The sequence below is a fragment of the uncultured Tateyamaria sp. genome, assembly GCF_947494755.1.
GTDB lineage: Bacteria > Pseudomonadota > Alphaproteobacteria > Rhodobacterales > Rhodobacteraceae > Tateyamaria.
In genome coordinates this window covers 26,931-51,623 of sequence record NZ_CANLVZ010000021.1, presented here as the reverse complement: position 1 = coordinate 51,623, position 24,693 = coordinate 26,931, and the positions used below count along the sequence as shown (strand labels likewise).

21 protein-coding genes and 1 pseudogene are annotated in these 24,693 nt (G+C 59.6%); 12 read left to right on the top strand and 10 right to left on the bottom strand.

The annotated features are described in order from the left end of the window. Window positions 1-84, top strand: a pseudogene (locus Q0908_RS18835) (IS5/IS1182 family transposase); the annotation flags it as partial. Between the two features lie 54 nt (window positions 85-138). Here the strand turns inward: Q0908_RS18835 and Q0908_RS18830 are convergent. Beyond that, complete coding sequence (locus tag Q0908_RS18830) at window positions 139-1,533, bottom strand: aminotransferase class III-fold pyridoxal phosphate-dependent enzyme (protein WP_299288344.1); 1,395 nt, start codon at window positions 1,531-1,533, stop codon at window positions 139-141. Between the two features lie 393 nt (window positions 1,534-1,926). Here Q0908_RS18830 and Q0908_RS18825 point away from each other — a divergent pair, with 393 nt between their 5' ends. The 4 genes from Q0908_RS18825 to Q0908_RS18810 all read left to right on the top strand — a co-directional run bounded on the left by Q0908_RS18825 (window position 1,927) and on the right by Q0908_RS18810 (window position 6,516). Continuing rightward, window positions 1,927-2,937 (top strand): ABC transporter substrate-binding protein, encoded by a 1,011-nt coding sequence (locus Q0908_RS18825; protein WP_299288341.1) that lies wholly within the window; start codon window positions 1,927-1,929, stop codon window positions 2,935-2,937. 156 nt (window positions 2,938-3,093) lie between these two features. Then, window positions 3,094-3,900 carry an ABC transporter ATP-binding protein gene (locus Q0908_RS18820; protein WP_299288338.1) on the top strand — a complete coding sequence of 269 codons (807 nt, stop codon included), beginning with the start codon at window positions 3,094-3,096 and terminating at the stop codon, window positions 3,898-3,900. Continuing rightward, window positions 3,897-5,162 carry an ABC transporter permease subunit gene (locus Q0908_RS18815; RefSeq protein ID WP_299288335.1) on the top strand — a complete coding sequence of 422 codons (1,266 nt, stop codon included), beginning with the start codon at window positions 3,897-3,899 and terminating at the stop codon, window positions 5,160-5,162. Before Q0908_RS18820 ends, Q0908_RS18815 begins: the two co-directional genes overlap by 4 nt. Window positions 5,163-5,340: 178 nt before the next feature. Beyond that, window positions 5,341-6,516, top strand: coding sequence for a nucleotide sugar dehydrogenase (locus Q0908_RS18810; RefSeq protein WP_299288332.1), 1,176 nt, complete (start codon window positions 5,341-5,343; stop codon window positions 6,514-6,516). A gap of 12 nt (window positions 6,517-6,528) precedes the next feature. On the opposite strand, the gene Q0908_RS18805 is transcribed toward Q0908_RS18810, so the two are convergent. The 6 genes from Q0908_RS18805 to Q0908_RS18780 form a co-directional block, all read right to left on the bottom strand. Then, window positions 6,529-8,019: an AMP-binding protein gene (locus Q0908_RS18805; protein ID WP_299288329.1), complete on the bottom strand. Its 1,491-nt coding sequence runs from the start codon at window positions 8,017-8,019 to the stop codon at window positions 6,529-6,531. Window positions 8,020-8,110: 91 nt separating this feature from the next. Beyond that, the gene (locus Q0908_RS18800) at window positions 8,111-9,394 is read right to left on the bottom strand and encodes a TRAP transporter large permease (RefSeq protein ID WP_299288326.1); all 1,284 of its coding nucleotides are present in this window, start codon (window positions 9,392-9,394) and stop codon (window positions 8,111-8,113) included. A 9-nt stretch (window positions 9,395-9,403) separates the two neighbouring features. Further along, window positions 9,404-9,931, bottom strand: a complete 528-nt coding sequence (locus Q0908_RS18795) for a TRAP transporter small permease (RefSeq protein WP_299288323.1) — start codon at window positions 9,929-9,931, stop codon at window positions 9,404-9,406. Window positions 9,932-10,008: 77 nt separating this feature from the next. Beyond that, window positions 10,009-10,989 (bottom strand): TRAP transporter substrate-binding protein, encoded by a 981-nt coding sequence (locus Q0908_RS18790; RefSeq protein ID WP_299288320.1) that lies wholly within the window; start codon window positions 10,987-10,989, stop codon window positions 10,009-10,011. Between the two features lie 167 nt (window positions 10,990-11,156). Beyond that, complete coding sequence (locus tag Q0908_RS18785; protein ID WP_299288317.1) at window positions 11,157-11,672, bottom strand: redoxin domain-containing protein; 516 nt, start codon at window positions 11,670-11,672, stop codon at window positions 11,157-11,159. Between the two features lie 27 nt (window positions 11,673-11,699). Then, window positions 11,700-12,404 carry a GntR family transcriptional regulator gene (locus tag Q0908_RS18780; RefSeq protein WP_299288314.1) on the bottom strand — a complete coding sequence of 235 codons (705 nt, stop codon included), beginning with the start codon at window positions 12,402-12,404 and terminating at the stop codon, window positions 11,700-11,702. Between the two features lie 148 nt (window positions 12,405-12,552). Here Q0908_RS18780 and Q0908_RS18775 point away from each other — a divergent pair, with 148 nt between their 5' ends. Then, window positions 12,553-13,296, top strand: a complete 744-nt coding sequence (locus Q0908_RS18775) for an SDR family oxidoreductase (RefSeq protein ID WP_299288312.1) — start codon at window positions 12,553-12,555, stop codon at window positions 13,294-13,296. Between the two features lie 21 nt (window positions 13,297-13,317). After that, window positions 13,318-13,629, top strand: coding sequence for a cupin domain-containing protein (locus tag Q0908_RS18770; RefSeq protein WP_299288309.1), 312 nt, complete (start codon window positions 13,318-13,320; stop codon window positions 13,627-13,629). A gap of 4 nt (window positions 13,630-13,633) precedes the next feature. Here Q0908_RS18770 and Q0908_RS18765 read toward each other — a convergent pair whose 3' ends face one another. The 3 genes from Q0908_RS18765 to Q0908_RS18755 all read right to left on the bottom strand — a co-directional run bounded on the left by Q0908_RS18765 (window position 13,634) and on the right by Q0908_RS18755 (window position 17,710). Beyond that, entirely contained in the window at window positions 13,634-14,062 is a 429-nt protein-coding gene (locus tag Q0908_RS18765; protein WP_299288306.1) for a universal stress protein, read from the bottom strand. Next, window positions 14,059-16,662, bottom strand: a complete 2,604-nt coding sequence (locus Q0908_RS18760; protein WP_299288303.1) for a TRAP transporter permease — start codon at window positions 16,660-16,662, stop codon at window positions 14,059-14,061. Before Q0908_RS18760 ends, Q0908_RS18765 begins: the two co-directional genes overlap by 4 nt. A 79-nt stretch (window positions 16,663-16,741) precedes the next feature. Further along, a complete protein-coding gene (locus tag Q0908_RS18755; protein WP_299288300.1) occupies window positions 16,742-17,710 on the bottom strand; it encodes a TAXI family TRAP transporter solute-binding subunit in 969 nt (322 codons plus the stop codon). Window positions 17,711-17,960: 250 nt separating this feature from the next. Here Q0908_RS18755 and Q0908_RS18750 point away from each other — a divergent pair, with 250 nt between their 5' ends. From Q0908_RS18750 to Q0908_RS18730, 5 genes are all read left to right on the top strand, one after another. After that, window positions 17,961-20,351 carry an FAD-dependent oxidoreductase gene (locus Q0908_RS18750; RefSeq protein ID WP_299288297.1) on the top strand — a complete coding sequence of 797 codons (2,391 nt, stop codon included), beginning with the start codon at window positions 17,961-17,963 and terminating at the stop codon, window positions 20,349-20,351. Between the two features lie 37 nt (window positions 20,352-20,388). Continuing rightward, window positions 20,389-21,708 carry an aspartate aminotransferase family protein gene (locus tag Q0908_RS18745; protein ID WP_299288294.1) on the top strand — a complete coding sequence of 440 codons (1,320 nt, stop codon included), beginning with the start codon at window positions 20,389-20,391 and terminating at the stop codon, window positions 21,706-21,708. 819 nt (window positions 21,709-22,527) lie between these two features. Then, window positions 22,528-23,082: a toxin-activating lysine-acyltransferase gene (locus tag Q0908_RS18740; protein WP_299288292.1), complete on the top strand. Its 555-nt coding sequence runs from the start codon at window positions 22,528-22,530 to the stop codon at window positions 23,080-23,082. 48 nt (window positions 23,083-23,130) lie between these two features. Beyond that, complete coding sequence (locus Q0908_RS18735) at window positions 23,131-23,652, top strand: hypothetical protein (protein ID WP_299288289.1); 522 nt, start codon at window positions 23,131-23,133, stop codon at window positions 23,650-23,652. 171 nt (window positions 23,653-23,823) lie between these two features. Then, window positions 23,824-24,498 (top strand): DUF1629 domain-containing protein, encoded by a 675-nt coding sequence (locus Q0908_RS18730; protein WP_299288286.1) that lies wholly within the window; start codon window positions 23,824-23,826, stop codon window positions 24,496-24,498. The last annotated feature ends 195 nt before the right edge of the window (window positions 24,499-24,693 follow it).

Here is a 24,693-nt window from a genome sequence, read left to right as displayed (position 1 = left end):
CGTGTGGCAACCCGTTACGATAGATGCCCAAAGGTCTTCCTGTCAGCAATCGCCCTCGCCGCACTCGTCATTTACTGCCTATGAGTCCTGACCCTAGGCGCGTAAGGCGGGCGTGTCGCCCGCCACACACACTCGACATCAGCCGAACACATCCGTGAGGGCCGCATCCACTGCACTGACGATATGATTGATATCGTCCTTGGTGGCGATCAACGCGGGCGAGAAACACAGCGTGTTGTTCTTGCCCGGCAGCGACCGGTTCGTGGCCCCGATAATGACCGCCTGCTTCATGCAATGGCCCACAACCGCCTGCACCTTCTTCTCGTCCGCAGGATCGCGGCTGTCACGATCGGCGACGAGCTCGGCCCCAAGGAACAACCCCTTGCCGCGCACATCACCGATCACTGCGTGCTTGTCCTGCAGCGCGCGCAACTGCTCGAGCATGTAGTCCCCCATCGCCGTGGTGTTGGCGAGCAGGTCCTCGTCCTCGATGATGCGCATGTTTTCGAGCGCCGCCGCCGGACCCGCCGTGCAGCCCCCGAATGTCGAGATATCGCGGAAGTAGTTCAGGTGATCCGAGGTGTCGTCCTTGAACATGTCAAAGACCTCGTTCGTGGTCGCAAGGCACGAGATCGCGGCATAGCCCGAGGCGACGCCTTTGGCCATCGTGACCATGTCGGGTTGGATGCCATAGTGCTGATAGCCGAACCACGTGCCGGTCCGGCCCACACCGCACACAACCTCGTCGATGTGCAGCAGGATGTCGTATTTTTTGCAGATTTCGGCAACGCGGGGCCAGTAGCCCTCGGGCGGCACGATCACGCCACCGCCTGCTGTGACAGGTTCGAGGCACAGCGCGCCCACCGTGTCGGGGCCTTCGCGCAGAATGACCTCTTCGATCTGGTTGGCCGCCCATTCGCCGTAGTTCTCATCAGGCGCGCCGTCCTGCTCGTGCTTACGATACTCAAGGCAATGGGGCACGCGCACGAAACCGGGGGTGAAGGGGCCGTATTGCGCATTGCGCTCGTCCTGACCGCCCGCGCTCAGGCAGGCGATGGTCGTGCCGTGATAGTCACGGTCGCGGTAGAGGATCTTGTGTTTTTTGCCGTCATAGCGCTTATGCGCGATCTGGCGGACCATCTTGAAGGCTTTCTCGTTCGCTTCCGAACCGGAGTTGGCGTAGTAAATGCGATCAAGACCGGGCATCTTGGTCAGCAGCTTCTCAGCGAACAGCGCGCCGGGGATCGAGCCAACAGTGCCGCCGAAAAAGTTCATCTTTACGATGGCATCACGCACCGCATCGCCCATAGATTCGCGGCCATAGCCGACGTTCACCGTCCAGACGCCGCCCGAAACGGCGTCGATATGCTCGATCCCCTTCTGGTCCCACACCTTCAGGCCCTTGCCCTCGACGATGATTTTCGGATCAGCGCCCGTGAAAAAGGGCTGGTGCTGGGCCAAATGGTGCCAAACATGGGCGCGGTCAGCTTCGACAACGCGGCTGATATCGTTTTCGGTGAATGTTCCGTCCATGGCGTTCAAACCTTTCGATGATGGGGGGTGGCCAATAAAATAAAGGCGCACCTCGCCCGCTGAGACGCACAATCGCTGAGAATCTGGTCACAACAGTAGGGCCAGTTTGAGCCCGTAAGTAAAGCCAGATAGGCGGGCTATTGACGTCCAAAACCGTGCGCCCGTGGCCAAATGGCCTTGTTTTCAGGGTGATGGCGGCAATTCAGGAAACACACAGGTTCGATTTAGCATGATGTTTTTGTGACCATACCCCCGATTAAACGTTGATCCTGCGTAAATTATCGGCTCGGATCACGCCAGCGCCGCGATATGTCGCGTGCGACCAGAGGCGGATCACCGTCCGATCTAATCAAAACACGTCGCTCAAGCGGTGACGTGAAACACGGGAGTTCTATGATGACTTTTAAGACCAAGCTGATGGGTGCCGTTGCAGCCACCGCAATGCTGGCGGGCGCACAAGGCGCTGTCGCTGATGGCCATGGCGGCGAAATCACCGTTGCCTATTTCCTCGAGTGGCCGATGCCATTCCAGTTCGCCAAAGAAACCGGCATGTACGAAGAGGCCATGGGCGGCACCAAGATCAACTGGGTGAGCTTTGACACAGGCACCGCAATGTCCGCGGCCATGGCGTCGGGCGACGTTCAGATCTCTGTGTCTCAGGGCGTGCCACCTTTCGTTGTCGCCGCCTCTGCCGGTCAGGACATCCAGATCGTTGATGTGGCTGTGTCCTACTCGGAAAACGACAACTGCGTCGTGGCCTCCAGCCTCGAAATCGACAAAGAGTCCGCCGCTGAACTGGCTGGCAAGAAAGTTGCTGTTCCACTGGGTACTGCGGCCCACTACGGCTTCCTGAGCCAGATGAACCACTTTGGTGTGGACGTCGCCAGCCTTGACGTCGTGGACATGGCCCCGGCCGAAGGCGCGGCTGCGCTGGCACAGGGTTCGGTCGACATGGCCTGTGGCTGGGGTGGTGCGCTGCGTCGCATGAAAGAGTCCGGCAACATCCTGCTGACCGGTGCCGAAAAAGAAGAGTTGGGCATTCTGGTGTTTGATGCCACCACTGCGCCTGCGAACTTCATCGCCGAAGAAGGCGAGCTGCTAAGCCAGTTCCTCGCCGTCACAGCCGAAGCCAACGCGATGTGGGCAGATGAATCCAACCACGCCAAGATGTTGCCAGTGATCGCCAAGGACGCTGGCATGGACGAAGATGCGACAGCCGAGACGCTGGCGACATTCAAGTTCCCAAGCATTGACGACCAACTGAGCGACGCATGGCTCGGTGGCACGGCGGCGTCCTTCATGAAAGGTGTCGCGGACGTTTTCGTGGCATCGGGTTCGATCGATGGCGCACTCGACAGCTACGAGGGTACAATCAACACCGCACCTCTCGCAGCCGCCAAGTAAGGCACAACCGGCCCGCGCGGATCACGGTTCGCGCGGGCCGACTTTCTACGACAAGACCTCAGGCGGGCAAGCCACCCGCCCCTCGCCAAAGGCTGGCACGTAAGTCGGAGGTTCCCTCCGCCGCTCCAGCCTCGGCCAAGCGACAGGTGGGAACCCATGTCCGGACTTTCGATCCAAAATCTATCGATGCGCTTCGATCTGCCCGGCGGCGGCGCAGTGCAGGCATTGCAAAACGTCTCGCTCGACCTCAAGGCGGGCGAATTGCTGAGCGTGCTTGGCCCGTCGGGCTGCGGCAAGACAACCCTGCTCAACATCGTGGCGGGCTTTCTTGCACCCACGGATGGCAGAATGATCCTCAACGGACACGAGATCAACGGACCCGACGCCGAACGCGGCATGGTGTTCCAGCAAGGTGCGCTGTTCGAGTGGATGTCGGTGCGTGAAAACGTCGGCTTTGGCCCCTCCATGAAGGGGATGCCCAAGCGCGACAAGGCCGAGATCGTCAATCACCTGCTCGATGTGGTCGGCCTTCAGGACTTCAAGGAAAAGGCCGTTTATGAATTGTCCGGCGGGATGCAACAGCGTGTGGCCTTGGCCCGCTGCCTTGCCAATGACCCGGATGTCATCCTGATGGATGAACCGCTTGGCGCGCTTGACGCGCTGACCCGCGAAAAGATGCAAAGCCTTGTGCTGAAGCTGTGGAAAGAGACTGGCAAGACGATCATCCTGATCACCCACTCAGTCGAAGAGGCATTGCTGCTCGGGGAGCGTCTGCTGGTCATGGCCCCCCGTCCGGGCCGCATCCACAAGGAATATCGGCTGCCCTTTGCCGAGATGGGCGTCGATGCCGATCTGCGCGAGGTCAAGAAGCACCCAGAATTCGCTGTCCGCCGTGAGGAAATCCTCGGCATGATCTGGGACATGGAAGAAGAAATTATGGGCCGTACGGAGGCAGCGACATGATCCCCTTTCTGATTTACGTCGCGATATTTGTGATCGCCTTTTTTGCTGTCCGCGCCATTGCCGCCGGGGCTGCTCGCAACGACTATGGCTCGCTCAAGACGGTGACTTTTGGCGATGAAAGTGCGGTGACGCCGAACCGGGCCGCCTCTGTTATCTCGATCCTGACCATTTTCCTGTTGTGGGGCATGTTTACCGGCTCGTCCCTGTTGCCGAGGTTCTTGCACGCACCCGGCCCTTACGAGGGCACAGGGACGTTCGAATACACGGCTCAGGCCGGAAATGAGCGCGACAGCGCCACGGTGACCGTTCTGGTCCATCCCATCGATGTGCCAACGGATGCGCCAGACGTGGCTCCGGGTGATGGCTGGGCCAAGGACGACTCGGTGGCCATTGGCATGTGGCGCTCGGGCCTGTTGCGCGTGGATCGCAATGACGAGATCGGGCGCGGCGACGGGGCCGAGATCATCGAGATCAATGGCGAGAAAGTCCAACCCGGCGGGTCCGTCGATGTGGGCTGGGCCACTGTCACCTTGACCGACAAGGGCACCCCAAACATTCAACCCAACAAAGGCTGGCAGATGGAGCCGATCTGGCTGCCCTCGCCCGAGGCTGTGGTCAAACGCGTGGGCGAGATTGCAAGCCAAGGCTTCCGTGGCTCTACCCTGTGGGAGCATCTGGGATATTCTCTTTTCCGCGTCGTCGTTGGATTCTTCTTTGGCGCGCTGGTGGGCATTCCGCTTGGCTATGCGATGGGGCTTTCCAATTGGTTCCGGGGCTGGTTTGACCCCATCGTGGAATTCATGCGCCCCGTGCCGCCTCTGGCCCTGATCCCGCTGGTGATCATCTGGGCGGGCATTGGCGAGACGGGCAAGATCATCCTGCTGTTCCTTGCCGCCTTGTGGATCATGGCCATTGCGGCCCGGTCGGGTGTCAGTGGGGTCAAAATCTCCAAGGTCCACGCCGCCTATTCGCTCGGGGCGTCCAAGGCGCAGATCATGCGTCATGTGATCGTGCCGAACTCGCTGCCGGAAATCTTTACCGGTGCGCGGGTGGCGATGGGGGTCTGTTGGGGCACGGTTGTGGCTGCCGAACTCGTGGCCGCCGAACAGGGCGCGGGCATGATGATCATGGTCGCCTCCAAGTTCCAGAACACCGATATCGTGATCATGGGGATCATCCTGATCGGCATCATCGGCTTCGGGATCGACATGTTGATGCGCTATGCTGAAAAGCTGCTGGTGCCGTGGAAAGGCAAAGGCTGATCCGTCCGGCGCAGAAACCTTGAAAAACTGCTCAAACCCTCCTCACGGAGGGTTTGTTGCGTTTCGGGCATGAGGCGGGGTCGCGCCATCAATGACCCTGGGGGCAGCTTTGTGTTTGTGACGCCGCAGCGCAGTCGATATCAGTCCGCTAACCCTGTTGGTCAAAAGGCGATCATTTATGTCATCCACAAAAATTGCTGTTGCGGGCATCGGATATGTAGGCCTCTCGAACGCGGTCCTGCTGGCCCAGCACAACGAGGTCGTGGCGATCGACATTGATGCCAGCCGGGTCGAAGACGTCAACCACCGCCGCTGCCCCATCGTGGACAGCGATTTGCAGCACTACCTGCGCGAAAAAGAGCTGAACCTAAGCGCGACGACCGATCCGCAGGTTGCTTACAAGGATGCCGATTTTGTGATCGTTGCGGCCCCAACGAATTACGACCCCGATACGAACTTCTTTGACACCTCGAACGTCGAAGCGGTCGTGCGGTCCGTCATTGCTGTGAACAGGTCGGCCACCATCGTGATCAAGTCTACCATCCCTGTCGGCTACACCACCACGCTTAGCGCCGAGCTTGAGACCGATCAGCTGATCTTCAGCCCGGAATTCCTGCGCGAGGGGCGGGCGCTGTTTGACAACCTTCACCCCTCACGGATCGTGATCGGCGAGCAAAGCGCGCGCGCCCGCCGCTTTGCCGATTTGCTTGAGCAGGGGGCGCTTGATTCCGATGTGCCCAAACTGTTCACAGGGGCCTCAGAGGCCGAAGCGATCAAGCTGTTTGCCAACACTTACCTTGCCATGCGCGTCGCGTATTTTAACGAACTCGACAGCTATGCACTGGCTTTGGGCATGGACAGCCGTCAGATCATTGACGGCGTCTGCCTCGATCCGCGGATTGGCAACCACTACAACAACCCCTCGTTCGGTTATGGCGGCTACTGCCTGCCCAAAGACAGCAAACAGTTGCTCGCCAATTATTCGGACGTGCCGCAGAACCTGATCAACGCGATTGTAGCCGCCAACCGGACCCGCAAGGATTTCATCGCCGACAGCATCATTGCCAAAGCGCCAAAGGTCGTCGGCGTCTACCGTCTGGTGATGAAGGCGGGGTCCGACAACTTCCGCCAAAGCTCGATCCAGGGGATCATGAAGCGGCTGAAGGCAAAGGGCATTGAGGTGATCGTCTATGAACCCGCATTGGAGGATGACCAGTTCTTTGGCTCGACCGTAATGCGTGATATTGCGGCGTTCAAGGCGGCCTCGGACCTCGTATTGACCAACCGTGACAGTGCGGAATTGGCGGATGTGTCGGACAAGGTCTTTACCCGCGACCTGTTTGGCAACGACTAGGCTGGTGCCGGGTCAGTCGGAATAGTTGGCCCGCAGCACGTTCTTTTGCACTTTGCCCATCGTGTTACGCGGCAAGGCGTTCAGGATGACATAGCGGCGTGGATGTTTGAACCGGGCCAGATGCGGTTCGACCGATGCTGCGATCCCCGCAGCTGTCAGCGCGCGATCGTCCAGCACAACCGCCGCCAAAACGCTTTCGCCGAAATCGGGATGGGGCACGCCGAACACGGCACTTTCCACCACGCCCGGAACATCGTTGATGACGTCCTCGATCTCTTTGGGATAGATGTTGTATCCGCCCGAGATGATCAGGTCCTTTTGCCTGCCGACAATGGTGATCCGACCATCCTCGGTTTTGGTGCCCAGGTCGCCGGTGATGAAAAACCCGGTATCGCGCAACTCTTCGGCGGTTTTTTCGGGCATGTTCCAATAGCCCTGAAATACGTTGTCGCCGCGCACTTCGATCATGCCGATCTCACCGGGTGCCACCGGCACACCGTTGTTGGTGATCTCGACCTCGGTGCCGGGCAGGGCGTAGCCGACGGTACCTGCCACCCGCTCCCCGTAATATGGGTTCGAGGTGATCATGTTGGTTTCGGTCATCCCGTAGCGTTCGAGGATGCGGTGGCCTGTCCGGGCCTCGAAGGCCGTGTGGGTTTCGGCCAGGAGCGGGGCAGACCCTGACACAAACAGTCGCATGTTGGCGACCAGAGCCGGGGTCAGTTGGGCCTCGTTCAGCAGGCGGGTGTAGAAGGTGGGCACCCCCATCAGCAGTGTTGATTTGGGTAGTTCATCGATCATGGTGCCTGCATCAAAGCTGGCCATAAACCGCACCTGCCCGCCCGCCAGCAGGGCCGTGTTCATCGCGACAAACAGCCCGTGGGTGTGAAAGATCGGCAGCGCGTGGATCAGCCGATCCGTCTTGGTGATCTGCCATAGATCCGTCAGGCTTTGCGCATTCGATAGCAGGTTTTTGTGCGACAGCATCGCGCCTTTGGAGCGGCCAGTGGTGCCGGAGGTGTAAAGCAACGCGGCCAGATCATTCTCGCCCCTTGCAACCGTCTCAAACTGCTGCGGTTTCTCATCGGCGTTGCGCGACAGTGACCCGCTGCCGTCTGCCGCAAGGGACAGGACTTGGGTTGTCTGCGCGCACAGGCCCTCAAACGCTGCCTGATCCTTTGCATCACAGATCACCAGCTTTGGCGTTGCGTCGTCGACAAAGTATCGCAACTCGCTTTCGGTATAGGCGGTGTTCAGCGGCAAATAGACAGCGCCCGCCTGCACCGCCGCCCCGTAAAGCGCAATGGTGTCGGCCAGTTTCGGGGCCTGAACAACGATGCGATCTCCGGGGTGGACACCCGCATCAACCAGCGTGTGCGCAATCTGTGCGACCCGTGCGATAAACGCGGCGTAGCTGAGCGTGCCTCCGTCATCGAGCGTCAGGAACGGAGCGTCGTTCTGCGCATGTTGCGCAAACAGGGCGTCGTAGAGCGTGTTGGTCACAAGGTGACTTCCTTGGGCTGGGCGTGCGAGTTGCGTTCGATCATAGACATAGTTGACCGCCGTGCCACCCGGTTGACGCCTCAAGCGCGGGTTAGCCCCCAACGAGGCGCGGCAGCGTCAGGGAAATCGCAGGCACGAATGTAATCAGCATCAGCGCGATCAGGATCGCGATGTAGAACGGCCAGATTGTGCGCACCGCCTTTTCCATCGGCAGCTTGCCCACCGCGCAGCCGACAAACAGGCACGACCCGACAGGGGGCGTGCACAGCCCAAGACCGAGATTGACCAGCAGGATCATCCCGAATTGCAGGGGATCGATGCCGAGACTGTGGGCGACCGGCAGAAAGATCGGTGTGCAGATCAGGATCAGCGCCGCCATATCCATGATCATGCCGAGGATCAGCAGCACCAGATTGATCAGCAACAGGACCAGGATTGGATTGTCCGTCAGCCCGGTCAGCAGATCGACTGTTCTGGCGGGTACCCGATAGAAGGTGAGCATGTAGGCGAACGCGCCCGCACAGGCGATCAGGATCATCACCATCGCTGTGGTTTTCACCGCCTGGGTCACGGCAAGACGGAACTTGGCGATGGTGATCGAGCGGTAGACCACCAGCGTCACGACAAAGGCATAGATCGCCCCGAAGGCACCGGACTCCGTGACGGTGAACACGCCCGACAGCACGCCGCCCACGATGATCACCGCCGTCAGCAGCCCCGGGATCGCGCCAAAGAATGCCAGCAGCAGGGCGGTCCACCCCGGGAAAGGCTCTGCCTGATAGCCGCGTTTCACCGCAACCAGATAGGCCGCCAGCGCAAGGCACAGGCACATGAGTATACCCGGCACGACGCCTGCCAAGAACAGTTTGGAGATCGAGATGCCGCCCCCTGCGGCGATGGCGAAGATAATCATGTTGTGGCTGGGCGGGATGATGATCCCCGCAATCGAGGACGTAACGGTCACGTTCACCGCGTAGTCCGCGTCGTACCCTTTTTCCTTCATCACCGGCACAAGGATCGACCCGAGCGCAGAGATGTCCGCGATCGCCGAGCCCGAGATGCCCCCGAACAGCATGGACGAAAACACGTTCACGATGCCGAGGCCCCCGCGCACAGCCCCCACCGCAGCCGAGGCGAACCGGACCAGCCGCATCGCGATGCCGCCGTGAAACATCAACTCGCCCGCAAAGATAAAGAACGGGATCGCCATGAGCGCAAAGACGTTGATCCCGCTCACGATCCGCTGAAAGCCGATCATCAGGGGTAGCCCTTCGTACCAGAAGGCGGCGATGGCCGAAATTCCAAGCGCGAAAGCGACGGGCGTGCCGATCACCACGCAAAAGGCGAACGCGCCCAACAGAACCATGATCCCCATACAGCGCGCCTATTCTATACTGTCGCGGCGTTCATCTACGCAGAGATAAAGGCGGATGAGATGGCCGGCGGAAAATAAAAGGATCAGCCCGCCGCCGATGGTCAAAGGCAGCGAACGCAGCCCCTCGGGCCATTGGATCAGCGGGATCAGAGAGCCCCATTTGAATACGGTCAGTTGTGCGCCGAACCACAGCATCAGCGCGCCAAAGCCTGCCATGAGCAGGTCGCTGATCACCAGTAATACGGTGCGCACCCGTGCAGGCACCGCCGTGCGGAGCACTGAGACAGAGAGATGTGTATTCTCGTGCACGCCCACCGCTGCCCCCAGAAAGGCGATCAGCATCACCAGCAGCAAGGCCACTTGTTCGACCCATGTGGGCGTCGCATTGAGCACGTAGCGCCCAAAGACGAGCCAGCCGAAAATAACCGTCAAAACGACCAGCGCGATCCCCGTGAGCACACGGCACAGCAGCGCAATCCCATCAAGGGTCGCGTCCATGCGGCGCAGTGCGGGGGGAATATCGGGGCTGTTAGTCATAGCTCGCTTTCCGGCACACAAAGTGCCCGGATCCTGATGTGCGGAACCCGGGCGCCTTTGGTTTAGGGCAGATCGCCTTATTCGGTGGCTTGGATCAACTCGACCAGCGGACGCAGATCGGGGTTGGTTTCGAAATACGCCTCATAGACGGGGGCCATCGCCTCCTGAAACGGGGCCTTGTCTGCGATTTCGTTCACGACAACGCCTGCATCTTCGACCGCTGTGCGGCTGACAGCCTCACGTTCTGCCCACAAGTCGCGCTGCATGAGCGCGGATTCCTTTGCTGCCTCGGTCACGGCGGCCTGCATCTCGGGCGAGAGCGCGTTGTAGACGTCGGTGTTGATGCAGATGCACTCGGGGATGATCAGGTGTTGAGACAGGGAATAGTATCCCGCAACCTCGTAGTGGCCGGTGGATTCGTAGGACGGCCAGTTGTTTTCAGCCCCGTCCACGACGCCTGTCTTGAGGGCCTGATAGACCTCGGCAAAGGCCATGGGCGACGGGTTGCCGCCCAGTTCCGCGATCATGCCGGTGAACAGGTCATTGTTCATCACGCGCACCTTCATGCCCACCACGTCTGCGGGCGTATTGATCGGCTTTCCCCCGTTGTAGAATGACCGCGCGCCCGCGTCGTACCAGGCCAGCGGCAGCAGCCCCTTTTCGGCCATGCCTTCGGCGATGGCCTGTCCGCCTTCGCTGTCGAGCACGCGGAACATGTGCGGCACGTCCTTAAATACGAAGGGCAGCGAGACCACGTTGGCCGATGCCGCGATAGGGCCAATCGGGCCAAGATTGAAGTTGCCGACCTCAAGCCCACCGAGGCGAACCTGTTCGACCGCATCAGGCTGACTGCCAAGCGTGCCGCCGTGGAACATCTGCAAGGTGATTTCGCCGTCGGTCTTTTCGGACAGCAATTCGGCAAAGCGATCCATTGCAATGGTGTTGGGATAGCCTTCGACGTGAATGTTCCAGCCGCGCCAGTTGTCGGCACTTGCGACGCCGCTGATGACGGTCAGCGCGACGGCCCCGACCAGTGATTTGGTGATTTTGTTGAACATGGTGTCCTCCCTATTGTTTTGAACGCTGGCGACCCCACCGGACTGCGCCGCACCCTGTTCTGGGTGTCTTTGGCACGCGTCCCTCGCAGAGGGTGTCCCATTTATTCAAATTCAAGGAAGACTAGTATACCAGATTTGTCAACTGTGAATGCGCAAAGGCCCCCGACCTAGGCGGTGCCACGGACGGGGCGGTTGTTGTCGATGTTGAAGGTCATGCCGTCCAGCAGCTCCGGCAAATCGGGGCGCGCGGCAGGGCCGTTGGAGAGGTCGACGAGCATCAATATGCCCTCGGGTGTGATCCCGAAGGCCCCCGGCTCAGCAAAGCGCGCATCGGTCTCTGCCTCTGACAGCGGGTCCGAGACATAAAGACCGAGCGCGCGCATCTGCGTCTCGCTCAATCCCCAGCACAGATCGAAATCCCAGCCAAACTCGACCTTGTCGGCCCGGGCCTTTTCCATCGTATCGGCGGAGACGACAACGACGTCCATCTTGGCCGTCCAGGCGGGCAACGCATCGTTCAGCTTGCTGAGGAACCGTTTGCAACGGGGGCAATGCCGCCCACGATAGACAAACAGCATGGTCCAGCGGTCTTTGGGCCGCCCGACCATGACGGTCGCGCCGTTTGTGTCGCTGAATTGCATCTCGCCGATAGGGCCGCCGACATTTGGTCTGGGATGGGTCATTTGCGGTCCTTTCGGGTGGCGATGGCATCACGAGCGGATGGGCGCTGTTTCGGTTTCAAAATAGTTGGCGTTGGTGATCGAGATTTGTTTGATCGTATCGTCCAGCCGGGACAGGTGGCGCATGCCGCAGGCAATGGCGCGCTCGGCGTCATGGTTCTTGACGGCCTCCGCTATCTCACGATGATCGGCCACAAGCTCGGGCATCCGATCCCCTTTCGACAGGCTCAGGATGCACAACCGATCCACCTTCGATTTTTCGACCATGATCACGTCAAAGGCGAAATCGACCTTGGCGATTTTGCACAGCGTCTTGTGAAAGGCGTAGTCGAGCGCACCGAACGTATCCACGTCACTGCCGCGAATGGCGCGGTCCTGCGCGGCAAGTTCGGCATCAAGTTCGGCGGCCCCCACGGCGTCGCATTCCGCGGCGGCGCGGCGCAGCACGTCGCGTTCGATGGCGGCTCGCACAAAACGGGATTTGGCGATTTCGCGCGATGAAAACCGTTTCACTTCGGTGGCGCGCTGCGGGCGGATCAATAGTAGATCAAGGGTCACCAACCGGCTGAAGGCGTCGCGCACCGGCTGGCGTGACACTCCGAACTGCGCGGCAATGTCCGCCTCTGAAATCTTGTCGCCGGGACGCAACCGCAGGCTCAGGATCTCTTGATGCAGATGGTCAAAGATATCATCGACACTCGTGCGCCGCTCGCCAAGTTGTGTTGCATGCCCCATTGTGTCGTCTCCATCGTGCGCTTGATCGGCACCGTCCTATCGAAACTCCGGTCGGAACAAAACCAGTCTGTCTTCGGTAACGGATGGGACTGGTCTACCAGTTAAAAGACTAGTATACCAGTAGAGGTTCAGCAGAAACGGGTGCCACATGAAACTTGCAGGTCAAACCGCGATTGTCACAGGCGGAGGACGCGATATCGGCCTTGCGGCGGCTTTGAAGCTGGCCGGTGAAGGGGCCAATGTGGCGATCAACTACTTTTCCAGCAGCGCGGGTGCTGACGCTGCGGTGGCCGATATCACCAAGGCCGGTGGCCGCGCCTTCGCCCTCAAGGGTGACCTGACCAAGCCCGCGGATGTCGACGCGCTGGTTGCCAAAACCGTGGCCGAGTTTGGCGGAATCAACGTACTGATCAACAATGCAGGTGGCCTTGTCGCGCGCAAAACCATTGCCGAGATGCCGTTGTCGCACTGGACCACGGTAATGGATCTGAACCTCACCAGCCTGTTTCTGATGACCAAGGCCTGCCTTGCCCACATGGACGACGGGGCCATCGTCAATCTGGCCAGTCAGGCGGCGCGGGACGGCGGAGGGCCGGGTGCGGTGGCATATGCCACCTCGAAAGGGGCCGTGATGACCATGACCCGCGCGCTTGCCAAGGAGGTGGGGCCAAAGATCCGCGTCAACGCGCTGTGTCCGGGCATGATTGACACCGATTTCCACAACATTCACACGCCCGATGCGGGTCGGCGCGGATACGAGGCGGCAGCACCGCTGAAACGTCAGGGCACAACCGAGGATACCGCGAACCTGATTCTGTTTCTGGCGTGCGCCGATTCTGCCTTTGTGACGGGTGCCAATATCGACATCAATGGCGGCACGCTGTTTTCCTGACCGCTCTGAAAGGGCCTCTTTATGACCGATTTTCCCGTCGTTCCCACGGGCGAGAACGTTTCCCGTCAGGTGCTATCTGACCACCCCGATCTGATGGTCGTCGCCTTTCGCTTTGCCAAAGAGGGGGCGGAGGGTGCGTTGCACAACCACCCCCACGTGCAATCCACCTATGTCGAAAGCGGGCGCTTCCGTTTCACGCTTGGGGATCGGGAACTGGAGGTGGGGCCGGGGGACAGTTTCGTTGTTCCGTCCGAGATAACCCATGGCTGCGTCTGCCTCGCGCCGGGCACGCTGGTCGATTGCTTTACCCCGCGCCGGGACGATTTCCTTTAGGTCTCTACAGCCGCATCACAAGCGTCGAGATCGGGGCAAGCCGGGCAATCCGCGCCGCGTTCGGTCCCAGCACCTTGTCAACCATATCGGGCTTGTGTGCGCCAACGATCACGAGATCAGCCTCACTGTCGCTTATCGCCTCGAGTACCTGTTCATAGACCACGCCGATCCTGACGATGTGCTGCACCTTCGGGCGTTCGGGCAGTGTCTCCCGCACCAAGGCATGCAACGCTTTGTCCGCAGCGGCGGCGGCCTCTTTCAACGTGCCGTCCTTGAAAAAGCTGCCGACCCAGGACGAGTTGTAATCTGGCAGGACGGTCACGACACTCAGCGTCGCCTCGTAGAACGTGGCCAGCTTGTCCGCCTCGACCAGCAGGTGGCGGGCATTGTCCATATGGGTCAGATCGACGGAGCAGAGGATATGATCGGTCATGCCATCACCTCTTCGGTGCGGTCCTGCACCCGTTTGCGGCGCATCTGCAGCAGCCACACGACCAGCAAGATCAGCAGTGCGGGGATATAGAACAGCTCTTTGGGGGGGCGGTCGGCCTCCACCTCCAGCTCGACCACTTCCCAGTCAAAGTCGATGCCCAATTGCTCTGCCGGTCCGCCAAAGTTCAGGTTGTCCACAAAGATGCGCCCATCCTCATCCCGGAATTCGATGCCGGCCCCGTCCAGCAGGCGGGTTTGACCATCTGCCCCCGGTGTACCCACAGGCAGCAAGTAACGTGCATCGACCATCTCGCCGTTCAGGTTTTCGCCCGACAGGCGCACCCGCAGCGAGGCGTCCGCCTCTGCGTTTTCAGCCATGATGAACAGATCGGACCCGGGCCGGGTTTCGAACTCATCCTGCAACTGGTTCAGGAAATAGCCCGGCTGGAACAGGATGAAGGCCGCGAGCAGAAGTGCGGCACTCTCCCACACTCGCGATTTGACCATGAAGTAGTTCATGGTGCCGGCCGCAAAGAGCAGCATGGCGATCAGCGCCACGACAAAGACGAACACCGCCTGCACCGGCCCGACGTCAATCAACAACAGGTCAGTGTTGAAGATAAACAGGAAGGGCAAAAGGGCCGTGCGGATGGAGTAGAAGAACGCCTGAAACCCGGTCTTGAGCGGATCGCCCTTGGAAATCGCCGCCGCCGCGAAACTGGCCAGCCCGACGGGTGGCGTCACATCCGCCATGATCCCGAAATAGAAGACGAACATGTGCACCGCGACCAGCGGCACGATCAGGCCGTTCTGGGCGCCCAATTCGACGACAACCCCTGCCATCAGCGACGAGACGACGATGTAGTTGGCGGTCGTCGGCAGGCCCATGCCGAGGATGATCGAGATGACGGCGACAAAGAACAGCATCGCCAGCAGGTTGCCGCCCGACAGGAATTCGACGAACTCGGCCATCACCTGCCCGATCCCGGTCAGCGTCACGGCGCCCACGATGATGCCCGCCACGCCCATGGCTGCGGCCAGCCCGATCATATTGCGCGCGCCTGCGATCATGCCTTCGGCGATGTCGGACAGTCCCGCACGGACCTGCCCCATGACGTTGCCCTGATTGCGGAAAAACGCCTTGAGCGGGTTTTGCGTCAGCAGGATGAACAGCATGAAGATCGTGGACCAGAAGGCCGACAGCCCTGGCGATTTGCGTTCGATCATCAGCAGGTACATCAGTAGCAGGATCGGCATCAGATAGTGGATGCCGGTTTTGAAGATCTCCTTGGTTGGCGGCAGGCTCTCCATTGACTCAAGGCTCATGTCGAGGTCCGGTCCTTGGGCTGCAAAGCGCACGGCGGCAATGTAGGCGACCAGCATGATGGCGAGGATCACATAGAGCGAAGCGGCCCCAAAGATCGACCCAAGCATGTCAACGATCAGACCCGTAGCGAACAGAGTGCCGCCTGCGATCACGATCGAGATCGCGATGATGAAGATCGCACCGAGCATGAACTTGACCGGGTGCATGCGGCTGGTGCCGGTCATGCCCATCTTGAGCGCTTCGAGGTGTACGATATAGACCAGCGCGACATAGGAAATTGCTGCTGGCACGATGGCCGTCTTGACCACTTCGACATAGGAAATGCCGACATATTCGGTCATGAGGAAGGCAACCGCCCCCATGACAGGTGGGGTCAAAACACCGTTGATCGATGACGACACCTCGACCGCGCCCGCCTTGGTGGCCGGAAAACCGACCTTTTTCATCAGCGGGATGGTGAAGGTGCCGGTGGTTACCACATTGGCGATGGACGACCCGGAAATGAGGCCTGTCGCGGCGGACGCGATGACGGCGGCCTTGGCCGGTCCACCGCGCAGATGGCCAAGGGCTGCGAAGGCGAGTTTCAGGAAATAGTTGCCCGCGCCTGCCTGATTGAGCAAGGAGCCGAACAGCACGAACAGGAACACGAACCCCGACGAGACCCCGAGGGCGACGCCGAACACCCCTTCGGTTGTCAGCCACATATGGCTCATCGCCTTGTTGAACGAGGCCCCTTTCCACTGCACCACTTCGGGCAGGCCGGACCATGATCCAAAGAACACATAGGCGAGGAAAAACAGCGCCACCCCCATGAGCGGGAAGCCGAGCGAGCGGCGCGCGGCTTCGAGCAACAGCACGATACCGATGCCTGCGATCACGATGTCGGTGGTACTGGGGTTGCCGGTGCGTTGGGCGACGCCGCGATAATCCCACCAGAGGTAGGAGGCGGCGATGGCCGCAATAATGGCAACGACCCACGTGATTTTGGGGATGTAGGTGCGCGGGCTGGATTTTAGCCCCGGAAAGGCGAGAAAGGCCAGCAATACGGCAAAGCCGAGGTGGATCGCACGCGTCTGGGTGTCGTTCCACACGCCGATGCCCAGCATGAAGGGCAGGGGGGAAGCGATCCAGAGTTGGTAGATGGCCCAGACCAGCGGCAGATACCAAAGGGCGGCGCGATCGATGCCCCCTGTGGGCGCGCGCCCGCCTGTGTCTGCATCCGCGAGGATATCGTCCAGAGCGGTGTCGCCCTTGTTGGTTGCCGCATCCGTCATGCCATCCCCCGGGTTTTTATTTTGGTGCCCCGGCCCATCGCAGACAGGCCGGAGCAATGGTCAAATGATCGGTGTGGACTTACATCCATCCACGCTCGGTGTAGTATTTCACCGCACCGGCATGCAGGGGTGCGGACAGGCCGTCCTTGATCATGCCCTCTTCGGTCAGGGTGCCGAAGGCGGGGTGCAGTTTCTTGAAGTCCTCGAAGTTCTCAAAGATCGCTTTGACGAGGACATAAACCACCTCTTCGGACGTGTTGGCGTCTGCCACGAACGTCGCCTTGGGCCCCCAGGATGCAACATCTGCATCATTGCCGGGATAAAGACCGGCTGGAATGGTAGCTGCAGCGTAGGCCGGGTTCGATTCAAGCACCTTGTCCGTGCCGGATGTCGTCAAGTCGAGCAGTTTGATGTCGCAGGTCGAGGTCGCTTCCATCGTGGCACCATTTGGCAGGCCCGCCGCCCAGATGGCCGCGTCGATCTTGCCGTCGCACAGCGCCGAAGCCTGCTCGGAGGATTTCAGTTCCGCCGCCAGTGCGAAGTCGGCAGGCGTCACACCCGCCGCTTCCATCAGCACATCCGCCAGCACGCGCGTGCCGGATCCGGGGTTGCCGATATTGACGCGTTTGCCCTTCATGTCGGCGACGCTGTCGATGCCCGCATCGGCGCGCACCATCACGTGCATCGGTTCGGAGTGAACTGAGAAGACCGCGCGCAGATCGCCATAAGGCTCATCGCCGTCAAAGGCGCGCACGCCTTCCATGGCTGCCGATTGCACGTCGGACTGGACGACGCCAAAGTCCAACTCGCCTTCGCGGATGGTGCGGGTGTTATACACGGACCCGCCTGTGGATTCGACCGAACAGCGCACGCCGTGCTCTTTGCGGTCCTTGTTGACCAGCCGGCAAATCGCGCCGCCCGTGGGATAGTAGACGCCCGTCACGCCGCCTGTGCCGATGGTGATAAAGGTCTGCTGCGCGCTGGCCGCACCCCCCAGACCCATGGTCGCAGCGACCGCCGCGCCTGCCAGAATGTTTCGTACAAACATGTATTTCTCCCTGATAAAGTTATTGTGTCTACGCCATGAGACGCGGTTTTTTTGCAACGGGTCAACGTGAATCTCGGCGGGCAGTCTCATTTTTCGGCACCTCAGACCCGCATATGTGCGCCGCAGGGGCTTGCGCGCTATGGGTCGCTCTCTGTTTGATCACGTCCATTGAAACAGGCTGTCTAAACGGCCTCTCGCGTGCCAAGCTCGGGTCAAAGCTTTTTCTTTTTCACTTTGCCGGGACATTCCAATGGCCGATTCTGTCTTGCCTGCCCACGCTTCGGTTGTTGTCATCGGTGGCGGGATCATGGGGTGCTCGACGCTCTATCACCTTGCCGAAATGGGCGTGACGGACGCGATTCTGCTGGACCGGAACAAGCTGACATCGGGCACGACCTGGCATTCGGCAGCACAGGTGCGCGCCTTGCGTCACTCCCGCAATCTGACGCGGATGATTCAGTATTCCGTCGACCTCTATGCGCGGCTCGAGGCCGAGACGGGGCAGAATGTCGGTTGGATACAAAAAGGGTCACTGTCCATCGCGACCACGCCAAACCGTGCGGTGCATGTGCGTCGCCAAGAGGCGCTGGCCCATGCTTTCGGCATCGACGCGACGTGGATCAGCGCGGGCGAGGCCAAGGAACGCTGGCCGCTGATGAACGCGGATGATGTAATCGGCGCGGTGTGGTCGCCCGAAGATGGGCGCGTGTCCCCGTCGGATGTCTGTGCGGCACTTGTCAAAAGTGCGAAATCGCGCGGGGCCCGGATTTTCGAGGGTACGGGCGTCACCGGCATCCTCACCCAAGCTGGGCGGATCACCGGGGTCGAGACGACGCAAGGGACCGTAAAATGCGATGCCGTCGCGCTGTGCGCGGGCCTCTGGTCGCGGGAGGTCGGCGCGACTGCGGGGGCGGATGTGCCTGCGCTTGCCTGCGAGCATTTCTATCTGCTGACCAAGCCCATCGACGGGATCACCGGCAACATGCCCACCCTCAGCGATCACGACAATCACCTTTACATCCGCGATGACAGCGGCGGGTTGCTGGTGGGATGTTTCGAGCCGATGGGCAAACCGATTGCCCCCGGCGTGCTGGACGGGAGTTTCGAGTTCGGCCTGCTGCCAGAAGATTGGGACCATTTCGAGCCGATGATGCTGAACGCGCTCAACCGCCTGCCTGCCCTCGAAACGGCAGAGGTCAAGACGCTGCTCAACGGCCCGGAAAGTTTCACGCCCGATGGCATGTTCATGCTGGGTGAGACGGCTGAGACGCGGGGGTTGTTTTTGGGTTGTGGGATGAACTCAGTGGGCATGGCGTCGGGGGGCGGGGCGGGCATGAACCTTGCCCATTGCATCGTCCATGGCCACACGGCCTATGATCTGGGCGAGGCGGATGCGAAACGCTTTGCGCCGGTGTTCAACAGTGTCGACCACCTGATGGCGCGCGCGCCCGAAATCCTCGGCACCCACTACGAGATCGCCTATCCGGGGCGGCAATTGAAGACAGCGCGCGACCTGCGCCTGCTGCCGCTCGATGCCGAGTACCGCGCGGCGGGGGCGCATATGGGTCAGGTCTTTGGCTGGGAGCGACCCTTGTATTTCGGCAAGACGGCTGAGCCGATGCTGACATTCGAGCGGCCCGATTGGTTCGAGAACGTGCGCGCCGAGGTGAAGGCCGCCCATGAGGCGGCCGCGATCTTTGATGCCTCGCCTTTCGGCAAGATCGAGGTGACCGGCCCGGACGCCTGCGCATTCCTGCAACACGTCTGCATGCGCGACATGGATCTGCCCGCGGGCCGCGCAATCTATACTGCGATGTTGAACGCGCGGGGCACCTATGAAAGCGACCTCACCGCACATCGGATCGCGGACGTTCACTATCGCCTGTTCGTTGGCACCAACGCGATCAAACGCGATCTGGCTTGGTTGCGCCGGCACAGCGAAGGCTTTGACGCTACCTTGGCCGACAGCACCGAAGACTACGCTGTGTTGGGGTTGATGGGGCCGGATGCGGCGCGGATCGTGTCCGAAACCGGCGCACCAGAGCTAAACGATCTGGGCTATTTCGACGTCGGCCTCGCCCATATCGCCGGCAAGCATGTACGCGCGGTCCGCATGTCCTATGTTGGCGAGGCGGGGTGGGAAATCACTTGCAAGGCCGAGAATGCCACCGCCATCTACACCGCGTTCACGAAGGCAGGCGCGACCCCTGCGGGCCTGTTCGCGCAGACCTCCATGCGCATCGAAAAGGCGTTCGCGGCCATGGGTCACGAGCTTGACTGCGACACCAGCCCCGTGGCCGTAGGGATGGCGGGCATGGCGCGCAAATCGCGCGGGTTCATCGGGGCGGAGGCGTTGGCCAAGCAAACCGAAACAGGCGCGTTGTCGATGGTCACGATCCTGCTGAATGATGACGCTGCAAACCCGATTGGCCACGAACCGATCTACCTTGATGGCAAAATCATCGGTCAGACCACATCCGCTGCCTACGGCTTTCGCGTCGGTGCCCCCATCGCGCTCGCCCATGTGAGCAACGCGCGGGATGGGGCCGCCATCGAGGTCGATATCGCGGGCGTCAAAGCCCCCGGGCGTATGCTGGTCGGCCCCGCCTTTGACCCAAGCGGCGCGCGGATGCGGCCATGAACAGCTTGCTCTCGCCAGTCAAAGATGGAGAACCCTGATGTCCCACGTCTTTCCCCGCCATTGCCGCAAAGCCCCACCCGTCGCTGTGCGGGGTAAGGGCTGTTACCTCTATGACAGCACGGGTAAGGAATACCTCGATGGGTCGGGCGGCGCGGCGGTCTCGTGCCTCGGGCACGGGGATGCGGACGTGATTGCGGCGGTGCAAAAGCAGGTGGCCGACCTCGCCTTTGCCCATACCGGGTTCCTGACGTCCGAACCGGCTGAGACGCTGGCGGATCTGTTGATCGAACACGCGCCGGGCCAGCTCGATCGCGTCTATTTTGTCTCTGGCGGGTCCGAAGCCGCCGAGTCGGCGATCAAGCTCGCCCGCCAGTATTTTGTCGAGATTGGACAGCCGGATCGACGCCACCTGATCGCGCGCAAACAGAGCTATCATGGCAACACACTCGGCGCGCTGGCAGCAGGCGGCAATGCGTTGCGCAAGCGTCAGTTCGCGCCGCTGCTGATCGAGGTCAGCCATATCGCGCCTTGCTATGAATACGTGCTGCGCGCTGACGACGAGAGTGCGGCGGAATACGGCGAGCGGGCGGCGCAAGAGTTGGAGGATGAAATCCTGCGCCTCGGGCCCGAAACGGTCATGGGCTTTATGGCGGAACCCGTTGTGGGCGCGACCCTTGGTGCCGTGCCGGGTGTGGCGGGCTATTTCAAACGCATCCGTGAGATCTGCGACAAATACGGCGTGCTTCTGATCCTTGACGAGGTGATGTGCGGGATGGGGCGGACCGGGCATCTGTTTGCTTGCGAGGCGGACAGGATTGCGCCGGATATCCTGTGTATCGCCAAGGGGTTGGGGGCTGGATACCAGCCCATCGGCGCAATGCTGTGCACCGACACGATCTATGATGCGATCAAAGAGGGCAGCGGATTTTTCCAGCACGGCCACACTTATCTAGGGCATCCCGTGGCTGCGGCGGCCGGGCTGGCGGTTGTGCGCAAATTGCTTGATCAGGACCTTTCCGCACGGTCTGCAGCGCAAGGCGACAAGTTGTCGGCGGCCTTGCGCGACGCGTTCGGCCAACACCCTCATGTTGGCGATATCCGGGGGCGGGGACTGTTTCAGGGGATCGAATTGGTGACGGATCGCGAGACCAAGACACCCTTTGATCCCGACCACGGGCTTGCGGGCAAGATCAAATCCGCCGCCTTCGAGAACGGGCTGATCTGCTATCCGATGCCCGGCACGCGCGACGGGCGGCATGGCGATCACATCCTGCTCGCCCCGCCTTTCATCATCTCGGACGATCAGATCGGTGAGCTGGTCGACAAGTTGAGCCTTGCGTTGGAACAGTCACTTTAGCGGACGCTGTACGGAGTGCCTGAGACAAGCCGCGCCTCACTGTTTTCGCAGCAAGGCGCTGTCTAGGTTTGTTGCGGGAGGGCGCAACCGCCGTAACCTATCCATGCTGAAATGTGTCGTATAGCTGATCCGTAAGGAGTGCATGCCCCACCCAAATGCAACATCGCCGTGGTCGTCGGTTTTTGGTCAAATGGTCATTGCAACCGGCGGATGTTGCCAACTCGGAGACGATCAACCCTGTCCAGCGTCGCAGATCGCCCGTCTGGCCCTGTCAAAAACAACACTGTACCGCGCGCAACAAAGTGGTGACGAAGCCTCTGGCATGCCTGGCGATAGATTAAAACGACCCATGATCCGCGAGAGCAGGGCCCCTCCGGAAACGCCATAAACCTCTGCGCAGATCGTCCCGGGGATGCGGTCGTCATGCCGATTGCAGCAGCCAAAGCTGCTCGCAAGACTATTAGAAAAGTCCGCGCCATCATGGCTTCAAGGTATCGATGAGTGGCTCAAGGCAGCCGTTAGCATGGTGCAGCGGTCCAAACCTTCCAAAAAAAATTCACGCCGGAAACACTCAGCACTGGCTTGAGAAACCCCTTGGCATTTGGGTGCCGGCAATCCGACGAAGAAACCTGACCGTCGCTAAAGTGGGCAGTTTCGATGAGCGCGATGCGGAACGATCTTGGCTGTCCCAGTTACGCCTTGCGACCGAGTACAAGGGCCGTAGTTCAAGAAAAAACATCCCTTACGGGAATGCCCCCTTGTTCTACCTTAAGTTTATCGGCAAAACTTCGCTCATGGAAACGTTAATGAGTTATGAATATGACCAAATCTGATGCGGCCTCGACCCCGAATCCCAACGGGTCTGCGGACCAGGTCGACCCCGAGTTGGTCAAGAAACTAACCACTTTGCGCGCACAGGTGCGGGAAGGATTTGGCAAAGTCGTCATGTCAATGATGGCGCTGCCGCGTTACCGTCACCAGTCCATTGCCGACCTTCAGCATCTGGTTCTAGAGCCATTGATTCGGGACCGTGTGGCCATCGCATACCCGTCTGAGACGACCGAAGTTGCCTCGGACATCGCCGGACTTGCCATTTGGGCGAGCGTTTCGGATGAGGTCGACGCAAAAATCCGCGAACAGATCAAGGCGGGCGTATTTCCGATCCGGCTGAAGGCCGAAGACTGGATTTCTGGGGACAACAACTGGCTGCTGGATGTGATCGCGCCAGATCAAAAGACGACGGCGCGGGTGATTGCGAACTTCAAACAGGTGGTGAAGGAAGGCGATCTGCGTCTGCATCCCATGATCGCCCGTTTGGCGGATAAGGAGTCGTTGGAGAAGATGGGTGGGCGTAGCGCGCCGCTGCCGAACTGACATCTGACAAACCCCCCTCAATTTTTTTTTCAGCTAAAGCGGTTTGGCATGATCGAATATGACAAAGACACAAAGACCATCCGTAACACGGAACGCGGGTCAGAATTAGCACTCGATCGGTACGCATTCGAAGACCGCATAAGCTATACCTATTTCACCTATTCTCATGAATCGACGCTCATCAAATTTGGAGTCATGAGAGATCATGGCCATATCTATGCAAAGGCGCTCGTAGAAAAAGAGATGGGCGGTGATGTACGAGCCGGGCAATTGCGTGAATTCAATGAGCGGGTATCAAAAGTACTTTCATCTGAAACGCCTCTCCATGAGAATATATTCGAGATTAGCCGGGAATATATGCCACTTCCTATCGTAACAGCAGAAGATCTGATGGGGCTTTTGCTTGAATTTAGCTTGGCGTTGTTCGAAAGCCGACCTTGGTCAACTGTGGGGCTCGTCAATGCCGATCCGAAAGCGACCGAGAAATCAGTCGCTCCCTTCCTGCTTCTAGACAGCAAGGCCGGATTTGCAGAGAATTTGAGTGGGAAATGGTTTGATGAATATTTTTGATCGTAGCAAGCTTGATTTGAGCACAAGTGTACCATGGCTAGTTGTTGACTTGGATAATGCTGGCTCAGCCGTTGGGGGAATGAATTGGGAATGTAACCTTGTGCCTTCAATTGATTTGATCGCGTTCGGTAACGTGTCCCCTTCCTCAGTTTAGATAATGGAGATACCCCAATGGTCTGGTTTCTAGATAGCCCAGTATCCTCGTTTGGCCGCTTCTTTCTCGACGGTGATTTTGTCGATTGGACCGAGCGAAATGAGACATATTTCAACACTGTCCTTACCGATGAGGACCGTCAAAAATTTAATGGCCGTTTCAATAGCTATCATGCATATGTGGCGAGGAAATTCAGCACGGATGAAGGCGAAATACTGGACCATGAATGGCCGACGGAATTCAAAACTACACGCGTTTACAAAACTATCGGGTCCGTTGCTGAGTTGTTGGGCCAACTTCGCGCAGTAAGCGCGGAGTTCAAAGAGATCATTGAGCGCTTTGAGCCTGGCATCCACAAGTTTAACCCTGTTCAATTGCTCAAGCCGAATGGTGAGCCCTACTCAGGAATTTACTACCTCATAGCGGTGCAGTCGTTTCTTGATAGTTTTGATCCGGATCAGAGCGATCCAGAAATCTGGTATAAATCTAAGCTGTCAGAGCATTATCAGCTCACGGGACCAACGAGCGGTATCAGTGAGTTTGCGCTTAGAAAGACTGAGTTTGAAGGCAAGCATCTTTGGGTCGAAAAGAAGATTCTTGGATACAATTGGATCGTTTCGGATGAATTGCGCTCAGCCATGGCGGACGCGAAGTTAGTTGTGCCTAAGATGTTTAAAATGAAGGTTGTTTGACGGTGAGCACGCAGGGTATTCAGGGTCACGACATTCTGCCACGGGAAGTCGCGCGACGTTTTGGTCCGGACATTCAGGATTGGATGCCGGGTTGGTCGGTCTCCGGAGAATACAATTTCGATGGACGACCTTCAACACAGACCGGCTCGGTGCAACTCAATAAGCTGCTGCACTCGGGGTCACACCCTTGGCTGA

Excerpts from the sequence above, each read along its gene's own strand:
- Q0908_RS18740 (WP_299288292.1), top strand. The coding sequence starts at position 22,528 with ATGACCAAATCTGATGCGGCCTCGACCCCGAATCCCAACGGGTCTGCG.
- Q0908_RS18735 (WP_299288289.1), top strand. The coding sequence starts at position 23,131 with ATGATCGAATATGACAAAGACACAAAGACCATCCGTAACACGGAACGC.
- Q0908_RS18755 (WP_299288300.1), bottom strand. The coding sequence starts at position 17,710 with ATGTTTGTACGAAACATTCTGGCAGGCGCGGCGGTCGCTGCGACCATG.
- Q0908_RS18800 (WP_299288326.1), bottom strand. The coding sequence starts at position 9,394 with ATGGGGATCATGGTTCTGTTGGGCGCGTTCGCCTTTTGCGTGGTGATC.
- Q0908_RS18745 (WP_299288294.1), top strand. The coding sequence starts at position 20,389 with ATGTCCCACGTCTTTCCCCGCCATTGCCGCAAAGCCCCACCCGTCGCT.
- Q0908_RS18825 (WP_299288341.1), top strand. The coding sequence starts at position 1,927 with ATGATGACTTTTAAGACCAAGCTGATGGGTGCCGTTGCAGCCACCGCA.
- Q0908_RS18785 (WP_299288317.1), bottom strand. The coding sequence starts at position 11,672 with ATGACCCATCCCAGACCAAATGTCGGCGGCCCTATCGGCGAGATGCAA.
- Q0908_RS18815 (WP_299288335.1), top strand. The coding sequence starts at position 3,897 with ATGATCCCCTTTCTGATTTACGTCGCGATATTTGTGATCGCCTTTTTT.
- Q0908_RS18795 (WP_299288323.1), bottom strand. The coding sequence starts at position 9,931 with ATGACTAACAGCCCCGATATTCCCCCCGCACTGCGCCGCATGGACGCG.
- Q0908_RS18770 (WP_299288309.1), top strand. The coding sequence starts at position 13,318 with ATGACCGATTTTCCCGTCGTTCCCACGGGCGAGAACGTTTCCCGTCAG.
- Q0908_RS18830 (WP_299288344.1), bottom strand. The coding sequence starts at position 1,533 with ATGGACGGAACATTCACCGAAAACGATATCAGCCGCGTTGTCGAAGCT.
- Q0908_RS18730 (WP_299288286.1), top strand. The coding sequence starts at position 23,824 with ATGGTCTGGTTTCTAGATAGCCCAGTATCCTCGTTTGGCCGCTTCTTT.
- Q0908_RS18790 (WP_299288320.1), bottom strand. The coding sequence starts at position 10,989 with ATGTTCAACAAAATCACCAAATCACTGGTCGGGGCCGTCGCGCTGACC.
- Q0908_RS18810 (WP_299288332.1), top strand. The coding sequence starts at position 5,341 with ATGTCATCCACAAAAATTGCTGTTGCGGGCATCGGATATGTAGGCCTC.
- Q0908_RS18765 (WP_299288306.1), bottom strand. The coding sequence starts at position 14,062 with ATGACCGATCATATCCTCTGCTCCGTCGATCTGACCCATATGGACAAT.
- Q0908_RS18780 (WP_299288314.1), bottom strand. The coding sequence starts at position 12,404 with ATGGGGCATGCAACACAACTTGGCGAGCGGCGCACGAGTGTCGATGAT.
- Q0908_RS18760 (WP_299288303.1), bottom strand. The coding sequence starts at position 16,662 with ATGACGGATGCGGCAACCAACAAGGGCGACACCGCTCTGGACGATATC.
- Q0908_RS18750 (WP_299288297.1), top strand. The coding sequence starts at position 17,961 with ATGGCCGATTCTGTCTTGCCTGCCCACGCTTCGGTTGTTGTCATCGGT.
- Q0908_RS18775 (WP_299288312.1), top strand. The coding sequence starts at position 12,553 with ATGAAACTTGCAGGTCAAACCGCGATTGTCACAGGCGGAGGACGCGAT.
- Q0908_RS18820 (WP_299288338.1), top strand. The coding sequence starts at position 3,094 with ATGTCCGGACTTTCGATCCAAAATCTATCGATGCGCTTCGATCTGCCC.